Here is a 15,073-nt window from a genome sequence, read left to right on the forward strand (position 1 = left end):
ATAAAATAAAATCAAAAAAAAACCACTATGTATAAACATAATGGGTCAAGCAGTTTATTCATCTGATTTATACTTTAGATAATTAAAATTGGATGTTGGTACAACTTTTTTAATATTTCCATCCTTATCTTTATAAATCTCAAATTCTTGATAAGTTTCGACCGTATACCCTTCTATTTCTTCTGTTCCCACCAATTTTTCCTCCAAAGTAGGAGATGAAACATCAGTCGTTTTAATACCAGAAAATGCTGGGACATCCGTTGTAATCTGATCAAGATCCCTGTTAGAAATTGTAGAAAGATATGCAATGAATACTAAGCAAAAAAGAATAACAAAAAAAGCAGTTTTTTTAGATTTTATCGCATTCAAAGATATTCACCTCTTATCTCTTTTTTTATGCTTGTCTATAAGAGATTATGCCATTTTAAAATAAAGATTATAGTACTTAACATTTCTGAAAAAACTATTATCTTAAACATTCTTTATTTCTCTACTATAATAAACTAAAACATTTTATAGAGAATAAGAGGGGAATAGTAATGCGCAATATTTTTTCCATTATTATTGGTTCATTACTCGTAGCTGTTGCCTACAATTTATTTCTGATTCCACACCATATTTTGAGTAGCGGATTAAGCGGAATTGCCATTATGCTAGGGTTTATAACACCAATTAATACCGGTGTCTTTAATTTTCTTTTGAATTTTCCGCTTTTAGTTTTGGGATTTATTAAACTGGGGAAACGATTTATTATCTATACCATAATTTCTGTTGTGGTCCTTTCAGTAGGTTTGTATGTATTTCCCGTTATCAAAATTACCACAGAGCCTTTGCTTGCTTCTTTAGCAGGAGGGGTATTGACCGGTGTTGGGATTGGTCTGATATTTAGGGCATCTGGTTCGTCAGGTGGATTCGACATTATTGCGATGTTATTAACAAAGAAAAAGGATTTTCCTCTTGGTTCCATTATTACTGCCATGAATGGGATTATTGTGATCATTTCAGGATTTATTTTCACGTGGGATGCTGCCCTCAATACATTAGTGGCTATATATGCAACCGGTAAAGTAATTGATACAATCCATACCAAACATATTAAATTGACATTAATGATTGTGACAAAAAAAGGGGAAGAAATGAAAGAAAAGCTGTTGGCGAATTTATATCGTGGTGTAACGGTATTGAACGGGGAAGGTGCATATACTGGAGAAAACCGTAAGATTCTGATGACTGTAATAACACGATATCAGTTGACAGATGTAAAAAAATTAATTAATGAAACAGATAGAGAAGCATTTGTTAATATAACAGAAACGGCCGAGGTCATGGGGTTATTCCATAGAGGATAATTTTAGAACATTTTAGTAAAATAGATATAGTATGTGATAAAATAAAAACTATAAATAACGTCCACATGTTTGTGGGCGTTATTATTGAACTTTACATATATAATAGAAGGAGAAGAACAATGGAAAAAGTACTTATTTTCGGACACAAAAATCCAGACACAGATACAATTTGTTCTGCAATTGCATATGCGGAATTAAAATCTAAGCTTGGAATGGAAGTAGAACCTGTAAGACTTGGAGAAATGAATGGTGAAACAAAATATGCCTTAGATTATTTCAAGGTGGAAGCACCTCGTTTCGTTCAAAAGGTTGCAGGCGAAGTAAAAAACGTTATTTTGGTAGATCATAATGAGCGTCAGCAAAGTGCTGATGACATTAATGATGTACGTGTTCTTGAAGTTATTGATCATCACCGTATTGCAAACTTTGAAACAAGTGATCCATTATACTATAGAGCTGAGCCTGTTGGATGTACAGCAACTATCTTAAATAAATTATATAAAGAAAACGGTGTGCAAATTCGCAAAGAAATTGCAGGTTTAATGCTTTCTGCGATTATTTCTGATTCATTATTATTCAAATCCCCAACATGTACAGATGAAGATGTAGAAGCAGCAAAAGAATTAGCATCAATTGCAGGAGTAGATGCTGAAACTTACGGATTAGCAATGCTAAAAGCAGGTGCAGATTTAAGTGATAAAACAGTTGAACAGCTTATCTCATTAGATGCAAAGGAATTTCAAATGGGCGATTACAAAGTTGAAATCGCGCAGGTGAATGCGGTTGATATTAATGATGTTTTCTCTCGTCAAGGTGAAGTGGAAAGTGCTTTGACTAATGTTATAGAAGAAAAACAACTAGATTTATTCTTATTTGTTGTAACAGATATTTTAAGCAATGATTCCACTGCTATCGCATTAGGACGTGGTGCAAAAGCCGTAGAACAAGCGTATAATGTGGAACTTCAAAACAACACAGCGGTCTTAAAAGGTGTAGTTTCGCGCAAAAAGCAAATCGTTCCAGTATTAACAGATACTTTAAAATCATTACAACTCTAATCGAAATATAAAAGGAATTAACTTCATTAGTATGGTTAGAAAAGCACTTGAAAAATTTGCTATTCAAGTGCTTTTTGTTATTTTTGTAAATGGATTTGACATGAAACCCGTTTCATCCCTTACAATCAAAAAAGAGGTGCAGATACTAATACGGAAAGTAGGAATGTACATGAAAAACCAAAGTGTGATTTTTTTTGATATAGATGGAACGTTGCTTACACATGATAAGAAACTACCTCCTTTAACAAAAGAGGCTATTTTTAATTTGAAAGAACAGGGACATTTGGTGGCAATTGCAACTGGACGTGCCCCTTTTATGTTTGAAGGATTACGCAAGGAATTAGGAATTGATACATTTGTTAGTTATAACGGACAATATGTTGTATTAAATGGGGAAGTGTTGTATACCAATCCATTAAATTCCTTATCTCTTGAAAAATTAGCAAAAACAGCTCTTCATCGCAATCATCCTATTGTTTATATGGACCATCTAGATATGAAAGCAAATGTTCCTGAACATGAATATATTAAAGAAAGCATAGCAACATTAAAGATAGACCGTTTTCCTGCCCATGATCCACTATATTATAAAGGACGTGCATTGTATCAATCTCTTCTATTTTGTCCGGAAGGAGAAGAAAAACAATATGAACAGGAATTTAAGGATTTTGATTTTGTAAGATGGCATCCTGTTTCTGTTGATATTGTTCCAAAGGGAGGATCCAAAGCCATCGGAATTCAAAAGATAGTAAAGGAATTGGGCTTATCTGAAGAAAATGTTTATGCATTTGGAGATGGACTTAATGATACAGCTATGCTCTCTATGGTAAAAAACAGTGTAGCGATGGGTAATGCAGAAGAAAGAGTTCAAAAAGTTGCAAAATATGTTACAAAATCGGTCGAAGACAATGGGATTCATTACGGTCTTCAAATGGTTGGGCTATTATAATTACATTAGACAATGGCACTGAAACCGGGCAGTACTACCTTTGTAGTACTGCTTTTTTTTGTGAGGTATTTATGGTTTACAATATAAAATGATTGTATATGAATGAAAATGAATGATTTTGGTTGTTTTTTGTCGAAGTTGGATGTACAATAAATTTGTATCAAAATTGTATGCGGTATCAATAAAGTGTAGGTGAAACAATTTGTTAACAGCTGAAAGACACCGAATCATACTGGAAATGTTAAAGAAAAAGGATATTGTAAGTTTGCAAGAGCTCATATCTGAGACGAATACGTCGGAATCCACTATACGGAGAGATCTTATAGAACTTGAAAAGAAACATGCTTTAAAGAGAGTACATGGAGGGGCGGCACGCCTCCATGGAAAACTTGAGGAACCGGATATTCTTGAAAAATCAACCAAAAACCTTCAAGCAAAGGATCGCATAGCCAGATATGCAGCTATGCTGGTGGAGGATGGTGATTGTATATATATTGATGCTGGTACAACGACTCTCCAGATGATTCCTTACTTACCTGATGAAAGCAGTATTGTTGTGGTTACGAACGGATTAACGAATATTCAACCACTGTTAAGTAAAGGAATCAAAACTTATTTAATCGGTGGTTCTATCAAACCAAAGACAGGTGCCATGATTGGTATGGGCGCCTTGAAAGGGATTGAAAACTATCGATTTGATAAATGTTTTCTAGGTGTAAATGGAATCCATTCCTCTTTTGGATATACGACTCCAGACCCAGAAGAGGCATTTATCAAACAAAAAGCACTTCACCTTTCAAGGGAAGCCTTCGTATTGGGTGACTCTTCGAAGTTTGGAGAAATTGCCTTTTCGGAAATTGCCCCTTTATCAAAAGCAAGTATTATTACCGATAACTTAAATAAGGAAACACATGAATTATACAAACAAAAAACGAAAATAAAGGTTGTGACATCATGATTTACACCATTACACTAAACCCTTCCGTGGATTATCATGTTGTGGTTGATGATTTTCAAGCTGGGAAATTAAACCGTACGAAGTCAGATTATAAGGTTCCAGGTGGAAAGGGAATCAATGTTTCAAGGGTGCTAAAAAGATTAGGAGTACCATCAAAGGCACTAGGTTTTATTGGTGGTTTCACTGGAGTATATATTCAGGAATTTTTGAAAAAAGAGCAAATACAAATGGAGTTTATTGAGGTAAATCAAGATACAAGAATTAATATTAAACTAAAGTCGGAAGAAGAAACAGAGATCAATGGGGCGGGACCTAATATTACTAAAGAGCACTTGGAGGAATTATTTGCCCTACTTTCGACCCTGACTTCAGAAGATATAGTGGTTTTTTCTGGAAGTATACCAAGCTCATTACCTTCCACTATCTATGTAGATTTAATCAAGAAGTGTAAGGATAAAGGAATTCGTTTTGTAGCAGATGTTTCTGGAGATGCACTTGAAAGTATTTTAGCAGAAAAGCCATTTCTTATTAAGCCGAATCATCATGAATTGGGAGAGTTGTTCCAAACGGAAATTAACACGATTCAAGATGCATTTATGTATGGGAAAAAATTAGTGGAAAAAGGCATAGAGAATATCATTGTTTCTATGGCTGAGAAGGGAGCACTCTTTATTAATAAGGACTTTGCTTTTCAGGCAAGCGCACCAAAGGGTGAATTGCAAAACTCTATAGGAGCTGGTGATTCCCTAGTTGCCGGGTTCTTAAGTGCCTATACAACGGGAAAATCTTTAGAAGAGGCTTTTAAAATAGGTGTTGCGTCAGGAAGTGCAACCGCATTTTCACAGGGCCTTTGCACCAAGGATGAAGTCATGGGTCTATTGAATCAAGTTAAATTGCAAACTCTTGAAGGATAATACGAGGTGAGGGTACAACATGAAAATAACTGAATTATTAACATCTGCAACGATAAAATTAGATGTTCAATCCAAAACAAAAAGTGAAATTATTCATGAATTAGTAACCGTCTTAGATGATGCACAGAAATTATATAATAAAGAAGAATATGAAAAGGCAGTTTTGGCACGTGAAGAGCAAAGCACAACAGGGGTTGGGGAAGGAATAGCGATTCCACATGCGAAAACAGCAGCAGTAAAAACTCCGGCTATTGCCTTCGGTCGTTCAAAAGCAGGTATTGACTATGAGTCATTCGATGGACAAGATAGCCATTTATTTTTTATGATTGCTGCAAGTGAAGGAGCGAATAACACTCATTTAGAGGCGTTATCAAAGCTATCCACACTATTAATGAGAAATGAAATTCGCGAACAATTATTGGCAGCGGAAACAGCAGAAGATATTTTACAAGTTTTTAATAATAGTGAAGAGGAAGAAGCAGAAGAAACTGCTGTTTCTGGAAATGAAAAAGGATTGGTTTTAGCTGTAACAGCGTGTCCTACTGGTATTGCACACACATATATGGCGGCAGATTCCTTAAAGGAAAAAGCAAAGGAATTAGGAATTCCGTTTAAGGTAGAAACGAATGGTTCTGGCGGTGCTAAAAATATATTAACTTCTGAGGAAATCGAGAGTGCTGCAGCGATTATTGTAGCAGCTGATAAGCAAGTAGAGATGGAACGTTTTAACGGTAAGCATGTGATAGAAGTTCCAGTTGCAGATGGAATTCGCAGACCAAAAGAACTGCTTGAACAAGCAGTAAGGCAAGATGCACCTATTTACAGAAGTACGGGTGGAAGTAAGGAAAGTGAATCATCACAAAAAGGAAAAAGCAGAAATGGATTTTATAAGCATTTAATGAATGGTGTTTCAAACATGCTGCCATTTGTAGTCGGTGGAGGTATATTAATTGCTATATCATTCATGTTTGGGATTCATTCAGCTGATCCTCACGATCCAAGCTATAATAGGTTTGCGGAAGCGTTAAATACAATAGGCGGCGGAAATGCCTTTGGTTTAATGATTCCTGTTTTAGCTGGCTTTATTGCCATGAGTATTGCAGATAGACCAGGTCTTGCACCGGGTATGGTAGGCGGTTTTATGGCTGCACAAGGAGGTGCTGGGTTCCTGGGAGGCTTAATTGCCGGATTTCTAGCAGGTTATGTTGTCGTATTATTGAAAAAAGTGTTTTCTAAATTGCCGCAATCACTTGAAGGTATAAAACCAGTATTGCTTTATCCTTTATTTGGTATATTAATTACTGGCCTCATTATGTTTTTTGTGATTAACAAGCCATGCAGTATATTTAATCAGTATCTATCTCATGTATTAAATAGCTTAGGAACTGGAAATCTCATGCTATTGGGTATTATCCTTGGTGGTATGATGGCGATTGACATGGGTGGTCCACTTAATAAAGCGGCATTTACATTTGGAATTGCCATGATTGACGCTGGCCAATACGCACCACATGCAGCAGTTATGGCAGGAGGTATGGTTCCGCCACTTGGAATGGCTCTTGCAACCACGATTTTTAGAAATAAGTTTACTAAGAGTGAAAAAGATGCAGGTATTACTTGCTATATCATGGGAGCAACTTTTATAACAGAGGGAGCAATTCCATTTGCTGCAGCAGATCCGGTTCGTGTCATCCCATCTGCAGTAGTTGGTTCCGCTGTTGCTGGAGCATTAACGATGTTTTTCCATATTGGATTACGTGCGCCACATGGAGGAATCTTTGTTATTCCTTTAGTAGATGGAAATCCATTATTGTATGCATTATCCGTTATTATCGGTGCTTTTATCACAGCAATTTTAGTAGGTTTATTGAAGAAAAAGGTAGTGGAATGAAAAACAAATTCATAATATAAGAAATTGTCGAGAAAAAAGTCACAGAATTTAATCTGTGGCTTTTTTGTTTCCACTATAGTTCTACAATATAATTTGCGAGATTAGCAGATGTTTTTACGAGATAGATAGTAATTATTGAATGTCATGTATTAAAACGATCACTAATTTAATAGAAGAAACGTGATAAAATTGCAAGTATGAAGATGTTAAATTATACAAGTATTCCACAAAAATATTAAATTTATTTGAAAATTCGACATTTCTTTTGTAAAGATTTCGTAAATTTTTGTCTAAATATATTCCCAACTGAAAAAAATCATTTAAAATGGTGAAGGTGATGTTTTTAAAAGAATACATTTTTGGAGGAATATGAATGCCGATTATCGAGAAAAAGGATAAATTTTCACTTATGTTGGGGAACATAACAACTAATCTAGAAGATAGTGCAAAATTTTTAACAGATTTTACAATTCAAAATGCAGACGATTTAAAAACGCTCTCCACAACGATGAAGCATTACGAATCGAAAGGGGATACCCTTATTCACGATATAATCGTAGAGCTGCATAATGCTTTTATTACTCCAATTGACCGCGAAGATATACTTCAACTTGCTATGCGGTTAGACGATGTATTAGATGGACTTGATCATACAGCATCTTTAATGGAGTTGTATTCTATTATACGACCTACTGTTTATATAAAAGACTTTGTGATGGAGTTATATGGAAGCTGTCAAGAAATATCTGCATCCATTCAACTTTTATCAAAGAAAAAGCTTTTGGATATACGTCCTCATGCTATTAGAATAAAGGATTATGAATCAAAATGTGATGATATTTTGCGGGCATCCGTGAAAGAATTATTTGAGAAAGAAAAGAACCCGATTACTATCATCCAATATAAGGAGATTTATGAAAATTTAGAGCTTATTTCTGACTACTGTCAAGATGTTGCAAATATACTTGAAACCATAATCATGAAAAATGCTTAAGGGGAAACTAGGCGAATGAATTCAATTTTAATATTAACTATACTTATTGTTATAGGTGCACTTGTGTTTGATTTTATCAACGGATTTCATGATACTGCTAATACCATCGCAACCTCTGTTTCTACGAAAGCGTTGAAACCAAGACAAGCAATTGTACTTGCGGCGGTGATGAATTTTGTGGGTGCTCTTACCTTTACAGGAGTAGCCAAAACCATTACAAGTGATATCGTTGATCCATTCCAGCTTCCAAATGGTGGTGCAGTCATCCTTGCTGCATTATTTTCTGCAATTATATGGAATTTAATCACTTGGTATTATGGAATTCCAAGCAGTTCCTCCCATGCCATTATTGGATCAATAGCCGGGGCATCCATTGCTGCTGCAGGATTTGGCGCAATCAAATACCATGGTTTTTTCAAGATTATTGAAGGGTTGATTATTTCGCCTATTATTGCTTTTGTCATAGGCTATATTATCTATACTATCTTTAAAGTAACTTTGAAAAATCGTAATCTTGCAAAGACGAATAAACAATTTCGGTGGATTCAAATAGTTACTGCAGCTATTCAATCCTATTCCCATGGTACCAACGATGCTCAGAAATCTATGGGGATTATCACGATGGCCCTAATGGCAAATCAGTATGTGACATCTAATGATATCCCTTTTTGGGTACAGTTATCCTGTGCTGCTGCAATGGGACTAGGAACATCTGTCGGTGGGTGGAAAATTATTAAAACAGTTGGCGGAAAAATCATGAAGATTCGTCCGGTAAATGGAGTTGCTGCTGATTTATCATCTGCACTTATTATTTTTGGTGCTACTTATATCCACTTACCAGTAAGTTCAACTCATGTTATTTCATCATCCATACTCGGAGTCGGATCTGCCCATCGCATTAAAGGTGTTAAATGGGGAACCGCACAACGAATTGTGATCACTTGGATTATCACCCTCCCAATATCAGCATTACTTGCTGGCTGTATCTACGGCATCATTCAATTATTTTAAAAACAAGAGGACAGTTCTCAAAACCACTTCTAGTGGGGGGGACTGTCCTAATTTGTTATTTGGAGTCAGGCGGCACGTAAGACCTTTCAAATACCTATTATTCAAATGCATTTTGATATTCGCTCATAGTATAATAGAATTATGTTTTAGTACTATTGTGAGGAGTTAATTATGAAATTAATCATTGCAGAAAAACCTGACCAAGGCTTAAAGTTGGCAGCCCCGTTTTCCTATACAAAAAAGGATGGGTATGTGGAAATTCCTCCTAATCAATGGTTTCCAGAAGGGGCATTATTGACTTGGGCAATTGGTCACCTTTGTGAATTAGTGCCTCCTGAGGAATATGATCCAAAGTGGAAGAAATGGTCCCTCGAAACCTTACCTATAATTCCAAATCATTTTCAACATCGGGTTACAAAATCAAAATGGAAACAATTTAACATTATAAAAGGATTTGTGCAGAGAAAAGACATTGATGAAGTCATTATTGCTGGTGATGCAGAGCGGGAGGGGGAAGCCATTGTTCGTATCATTTTAGAAAAATGCAACAATCGAAAGAAAATGAAACGTCTTTGGATTTCATCCCTAACCCCTAAATCGGTCATACAGGGATTTGAGAATTTATTAGATGAATCAGAGACCAGGAGCATTTATTATGAAGCGCTCAGCAGGGCATGTGCCGATTGGTTAGTTGGGATGAATGCATCGAGAGCTTATACGCTTTTACTGCAAAAAAAGGGGATATCCGATGTATTTTCAACTGGACGAGTGCAAACACCTACACTTGCATTAATTGTAAAAAGAGAACAGGAAATAGAAAATTTTAAATCAGAACCATTTTGGGAAGTTCTTGCCACCTTTCATTTTGATGGGAAAAAATACAGTGGAAAATGGCATAAAGATGGGGAATTTCGCTTACATGATGAATCCATGGCAAATAAAATTGCTGATTTTTGTAAAGGGAAGGAAGCAATTATTTCAGCTATTGAAAAGGAAAGAAAAGAATTTCAGCCACCGTTATTCTTTAATTTATCAGCATTGCAAGCAACCGCTAATAAGCTGTTTAAATTCTCTCCGAAACAAACCCTTGATATCGCCCAGAAGTTGTATGTAAAGGGGATCATTTCTTATCCGCGCAGTGATTCAAGTTTCGTTACAAAAGAAGAGGCAGCAAGCTTTCCGGAAATACTGCAAAAGATAAGTAAGTTCGAACAATTCAAAGACTATTTCCCATTGCCAAAATCATCTATCATCAATAATTCTCGATATGTAAATGCTAAAAAGGTGACGGATCACTATGCGATTATTCCAACCGAACAAGTAGTAAATCCATCGAAAATGTCTGCGGAGGAAGAAAAAATATACTCGCTTATCGTAGAGCGTCTCATTGCAGCACATTATGAAAAAGCAATCTTTGATTATACTACGATACACACATTGGTGGAAAATAGAGCAACTTTTATATCAAAAGGAAAAGAACAGATTCAGGAAGGCTGGAGAGCGGTTATTTATAAAAGGAATTCTAACCAGAAAGCGGATATTAATGAAGAGGAACAGGATTTACCACCTTTGCAGCAAGGTGAAAAAGGGATTGTCAAATCTATTAAAGTAAAGAGCGGAAAAACGCAGCCACCTAAGAGATATACAGAAGGACAATTGATTACACTAATGAAAACAGCTGGAAAATATTTGGAAAACGAGGAACTTATAAAGGTATTGAATAAGACAGAAGGCTTAGGAACAGAAGCAACTCGTGCGGGAATTATTGGTGTTTTAAAAGACAGAAAATATATAGAGGTAAAGAAGAACCAAGTTTTTGCAACGAGTAAAGGAATTCTGTTGATTGAATCAATGGGAAATAGTTTATTAGCTTCACCGGAAATGACAGCCAAATGGGAACAAAGACTGCATGAAATTGGTGAGGGAAAAGCTTCACCGCAACATTTTCTTGAACAAGCAAAGAAGTTATCATTGAAATTAATACATGATGCAAAAGTGAATAGTGAAGATTGGGACTTTAGTCATGTTGATTTGACGAAATTTCAAAAAAGTAAATCCGCTAGAAACGGAAAAAAGATTGGAACAAAATTGGGTAAATGTAAGAAATGCAATGGTGATGTCGTTGATAAGGGCAAGTTTTTCGGATGCTCCAATTACAATTCCACGAAATGCGATTTTACCATTTCTAAAAAAATATTAGGTAGATCTATCTCCCAAACAAATATAAAGAAACTGTTAAGTGAAGGCAGTACTGATTTTATTAAAGGTTTTAAAAAAGATGGGAAGGAATTTACAGCAAAATTAGAATGGAAGGATAATAAAATTAACTTTTTATTTCATAACGAAAAATGAGTTTAGTTCAATTTACTATTTTTTTTATTCCCTTTTAATTTTTTTATTATATCGATAGATAAAAACAAAAGGTAAATACTGATAGAAATTCCGAAGCCTATATAGGACATAATTAATTTATTGCTCAGAAAGAACTGATTAATGGTATTGGAAATTTCAAATATTAAATGTTTCATTCTTATTCATCCTCCCTGATGCAATAGTTTGGTTCAAATCAAAAATATTATTCACAGAAATTGGGAGAAAATAAGAAAATTTTATTTCAAACAAGTACGATAGGTAAATTGTTACAAAATAATAGGAAGCATTATGAATGCTTCCTATTAAATAAAGGTAAGGAGCTAAAACATGAGGTGAGTTTTAGTACATTCCTCCACCAACATATGAGGTACCCACAATAATTAATAGGATAAACAAAACTACAATTAACGCGAAGCCTGCACCCATTCCGCCGCCATAATTTGACATAACCTTCACCTCCTTACAGCTTTAATATACGGTATGATGAGTGTTTTAAATTGCGTGGACAAATACTCCATAAATGAAAAATGGATAAAATACTTAGAATAAATTGTTTCAGAAACAGCACATTTTAGGAAATGATATCATTTATTTTAGAAAATACCTCAATTTTCTATTGCCGAATACCATTTTTCAGATTAAAATGATATGGTTATAAAGTTTCATACTACAATTTCTGTTGTAGCGCTTTGTCGAAAAACAAAAGATTTTCTTTTTGTTTTTTCTTTGTTTATTAATTGAAAAAAAAATGTAACATGTTTATAGTATTTATATGCCGTATTTATTCCTGTAATTTTCTGTCATTGCAGGCGGTTAGGGTTACACTAAAATTGGTTTTTGAATTAGTGTAATTACCTTAGATTTGTATTAAAAAGAGGTGCAAAAATGAAAAACTTGCTATTAAAATGCCAAAGTGTATTAAATAAACATCTTGGTTTTTTCTTTTTAGCCGTAATATTATTTTGGTTAAAAACCTATGTAGGATATGTTAATGAATTTCATTTAGGAATTAGTAATTCACTGCAAAAGTTTCTATTGTTTATTAATCCAATTAGTTCAGCTGTATTCTTTTTGGGACTTGCATTATTTGCTAAGGGAAGAAGAGCATATATTTGGATTATTATTTTGAACTTTTTAATGTCGTTCTTATTATATGCAAATATCGTATATTACCGATTTTTTAGTGACTTTATTACCATTCCAACGCTTACACAAACAAAAAACTTTGGTGATTTAGGTGGGAGTGTGCTAGCACTGTTAAGACCGCACGACCCAATTTATTTCCTTGATACGATCATTTTAATTGTTCTTGTAGCATTTAAATTAGTTAAGCCTGAGCCAATTCGCTTAGGACGCAGAAAAGTATTGTCTGTATTTGCACTTGCTATCTTGGCTTTTTGTGTGAATTTAGGGCTTGCTGAAAAGGATCGTCCAGAACTGCTTTCCAGAACATTTGATAGAAATTACTTAGTGAAATATTTAGGAACGTATAACTTTACTATTTATGATGCTATTCAAAATACAAAAACATCTGCGCAAAAAGCATTTGCTGACAGCAGTGATATGACCGAGGTACGCAATTATGTGAAAGCTGAATATGCTGAACCAAATCCCAAATTATTTGGTAAGGGGAAAGGCATGAATGTTATCTATATACATCTTGAGTCTTTCCAAAACTTTTTAATTAATTATAAGTTAAATGGGGAAGAAGTTACCCCATTCATCAATTCTTTTACTAAAGACAAAAATACATTTTACTTTGATAACTTCTTTCATCAAACAGGACAAGGTAAGACATCCGATGCTGAGTTTATGTTAGAAAACTCGTTATTCGGTCTACCTCAAGGATCGGTACTTACAACCAAAGCGTTAAACACGTTCCAAGCAATGCCTGCTATTATGGACCAAAGAGGATACACAACAGCTGTATTCCATGGAAACTATAAAACATTTTGGAACCGTGATGAGGCATATAAATCATTTGGTTACGACAAGTTCTTTGATGCAAGCTACTATGATATGAATGATAATGATGTTTTGAACTATGGATTGAAGGATAAACCATTCTTTAAGGAATCTATTCCATTGTTAGAAACATTAAAGCAGCCGTTTTATGCTAAATTTATTACTTTATCGAACCATTTCCCTTATCCAATAGCGAGCAATGAAGCAACAATTGGACCAGATAATACTGGTGATAGTTCGGTCGATAGATATTTCCAAACTGCGAGATATCTAGATGAAGCAGTCAAAGGATTTATCGATTACCTGAAGCAATCTGGTTTATATGATAATTCCATTATTATTATGTATGGTGACCATTATGGAATTTCAGAAAATCATAATAAAGCCATGTCACAAGTTATGGGCAAGAAAATTAATGAATTCGAAAATGCTCAGTTACAACGTGTCCCATTGATTATTCACGTACCAGGTGCAAAAGGTGGAGTTATGCATCAATACGGGGGAGAAATCGACCTCTTACCTACACTTGAGCATATATTAGGAATTGATACAAAGGACTATATTCAATTTGGTACAGACCTATTTTCAAAGGATCATTCGCAAGTCGTACCTTTCCGCAATGGAAGCTTTATAACACCAACTGTAACCTCGGTTAATGGAAAGTACTACGATACAAAAACTGGCTTACGTATCGAAAAAAATGATGAAATTAAAAAAGATGAACAAATGGTTCAAACAAAGCTGCAGCTATCTGATAAGGTAGTTTACGGAGATTTATTGAGATTCTATACACCAGATGGCTTTACACCAGTAGATCGTTCAAAATATAACTATAATCACAGTAATAAATAATTTAGAATACATTTAAAAGAAAGGCTGACTACCTAGTTTAAAGGAGTCAGCCTTTCTTTTATTTTTCCTCGGTATCCTTATTCTTTTTTATATTCGGATGAAGCTCTTCTGAAGACTCGGTTTGAAATCTTGTCCGCGAAGGAGTATAGTAATACGTTTGTTTTTCATGTATAAATGTTTTTAATAAATACATGTGGTAAAAAAATTCAAATGCAGCGATTGCGATGGCACCAATTAACGAGCTGTAATAGAGAAGAAGCGTATGATAATCCAGGCTGTATGCATTTAGACCCCAAATCACAGCAAATGCTGTAGCTAAATCAACTCCGGTTGCAACTATATTATTGGACCGTGGCAATATTATGAGGTCACCAATAATATAAGATATAGTTCCAAGTACAATTGTAATGAGCAATACTCTGCCAAAAGACATATTATAACCAAGGCCCAGGATAGCGTATAAAAGAATAAAAGCACCTAGACCTTTTATACCGATAGATAATAAGCGTTTCATTATTTTAGTAACCCCTTTTTTCAAAATATGTGAAGCGTAACCCATTTATAATTTTTACTTTAAGTTTTAACAATATACATCATACAGAGAACTGTTTTGATATAAATTATCGCTATCTGTCATAATCTAGCGTCATCAAATTAGCTGTAACGAAGGGAGTATTTTGTCTAAAAGCGGATTCAGACTTGAAGATGAATAAAATACTTATTCCGTTTTCTTTTATAAATGCCACAAGGTTTCGGAGA

At 34.7% G+C, this 15,073-nt stretch carries 13 protein-coding genes; 10 read left to right on the forward strand and 3 right to left on the reverse strand.

Annotation, left to right across the window (positions count from 1 at the left end; genetic code table 11):
- Positions 1-54: 54 nt before the first annotated feature.
- Entirely contained in the window at positions 55-369 is a 315-nt protein-coding gene (locus CWO92_RS01885; protein WP_101352477.1) for a hypothetical protein, read from the reverse strand.
- Positions 370-539: 170 nt separating this feature from the next.
- Here CWO92_RS01885 and CWO92_RS01890 point away from each other — a divergent pair, with 170 nt between their 5' ends.
- The 9 genes from CWO92_RS01890 (at position 540) to CWO92_RS01930 (ending at position 11,476) form a co-directional block, all read left to right on the forward strand.
- A complete protein-coding gene (locus CWO92_RS01890; RefSeq protein ID WP_101352478.1) occupies positions 540-1,349 on the forward strand; it encodes a YitT family protein in 810 nt (269 codons plus the stop codon).
- Between the two features lie 119 nt (positions 1,350-1,468).
- Entirely contained in the window at positions 1,469-2,407 is a 939-nt protein-coding gene (locus CWO92_RS01895; RefSeq protein WP_101352479.1) for a manganese-dependent inorganic pyrophosphatase, read from the forward strand.
- Positions 2,408-2,576: 169 nt separating this feature from the next.
- Positions 2,577-3,356, forward strand: coding sequence for a Cof-type HAD-IIB family hydrolase (locus tag CWO92_RS01900; RefSeq protein WP_101352781.1), 780 nt, complete (start codon positions 2,577-2,579; stop codon positions 3,354-3,356).
- Positions 3,357-3,558: 202 nt separating this feature from the next.
- Positions 3,559-4,314: a DeoR/GlpR family DNA-binding transcription regulator gene (locus CWO92_RS01905; protein WP_101352480.1), complete on the forward strand. Its 756-nt coding sequence runs from the start codon at positions 3,559-3,561 to the stop codon at positions 4,312-4,314.
- Complete coding sequence (gene pfkB, locus CWO92_RS01910) at positions 4,311-5,228, forward strand: 1-phosphofructokinase (protein WP_101352481.1); 918 nt, start codon at positions 4,311-4,313, stop codon at positions 5,226-5,228. Before CWO92_RS01905 ends, pfkB begins: the two co-directional genes overlap by 4 nt.
- A 19-nt stretch (positions 5,229-5,247) precedes the next feature.
- Positions 5,248-7,119 carry a PTS fructose transporter subunit IIABC gene (locus tag CWO92_RS01915; RefSeq protein ID WP_101352482.1) on the forward strand — a complete coding sequence of 624 codons (1,872 nt, stop codon included), beginning with the start codon at positions 5,248-5,250 and terminating at the stop codon, positions 7,117-7,119.
- A gap of 373 nt (positions 7,120-7,492) precedes the next feature.
- Positions 7,493-8,113 carry a DUF47 domain-containing protein gene (locus CWO92_RS01920; RefSeq protein ID WP_101352483.1) on the forward strand — a complete coding sequence of 207 codons (621 nt, stop codon included), beginning with the start codon at positions 7,493-7,495 and terminating at the stop codon, positions 8,111-8,113.
- Positions 8,114-8,128: 15 nt separating this feature from the next.
- A complete protein-coding gene (locus CWO92_RS01925; RefSeq protein WP_101352484.1) occupies positions 8,129-9,124 on the forward strand; it encodes an inorganic phosphate transporter in 996 nt (331 codons plus the stop codon).
- 171 nt (positions 9,125-9,295) lie between these two features.
- Positions 9,296-11,476 (forward strand): DNA topoisomerase III, encoded by a 2,181-nt coding sequence (locus CWO92_RS01930; protein ID WP_101352485.1) that lies wholly within the window; start codon positions 9,296-9,298, stop codon positions 11,474-11,476.
- A gap of 360 nt (positions 11,477-11,836) precedes the next feature.
- On the opposite strand, the gene CWO92_RS01935 is transcribed toward CWO92_RS01930, so the two are convergent.
- On the reverse strand, positions 11,837-11,923 hold the full coding sequence (locus CWO92_RS01935) for a YjcZ family sporulation protein (RefSeq protein ID WP_161809286.1): 87 nt from the start codon (positions 11,921-11,923) through the stop codon (positions 11,837-11,839).
- 459 nt (positions 11,924-12,382) lie between these two features.
- On the opposite strand from CWO92_RS01935, the gene ltaS reads away from it, so the two are divergent.
- The gene (ltaS, locus tag CWO92_RS01940) at positions 12,383-14,314 is read left to right on the forward strand and encodes a lipoteichoic acid synthase (protein WP_101352487.1); all 1,932 of its coding nucleotides are present in this window, start codon (positions 12,383-12,385) and stop codon (positions 14,312-14,314) included.
- Between the two features lie 58 nt (positions 14,315-14,372).
- Here the strand turns inward: ltaS and CWO92_RS01945 are convergent, their stop codons facing one another.
- Positions 14,373-14,828, reverse strand: a complete 456-nt coding sequence (locus CWO92_RS01945) for a YndM family protein (RefSeq protein ID WP_158177096.1) — start codon at positions 14,826-14,828, stop codon at positions 14,373-14,375.
- Between the last annotated feature and the right edge of the window lie 245 nt (positions 14,829-15,073).

This window comes from Heyndrickxia camelliae (genome assembly GCF_002844575.1).
In the GTDB taxonomy this organism is placed as follows: Bacteria; Bacillota; Bacilli; order Bacillales; family Bacillaceae_C; genus Margalitia; species Margalitia camelliae.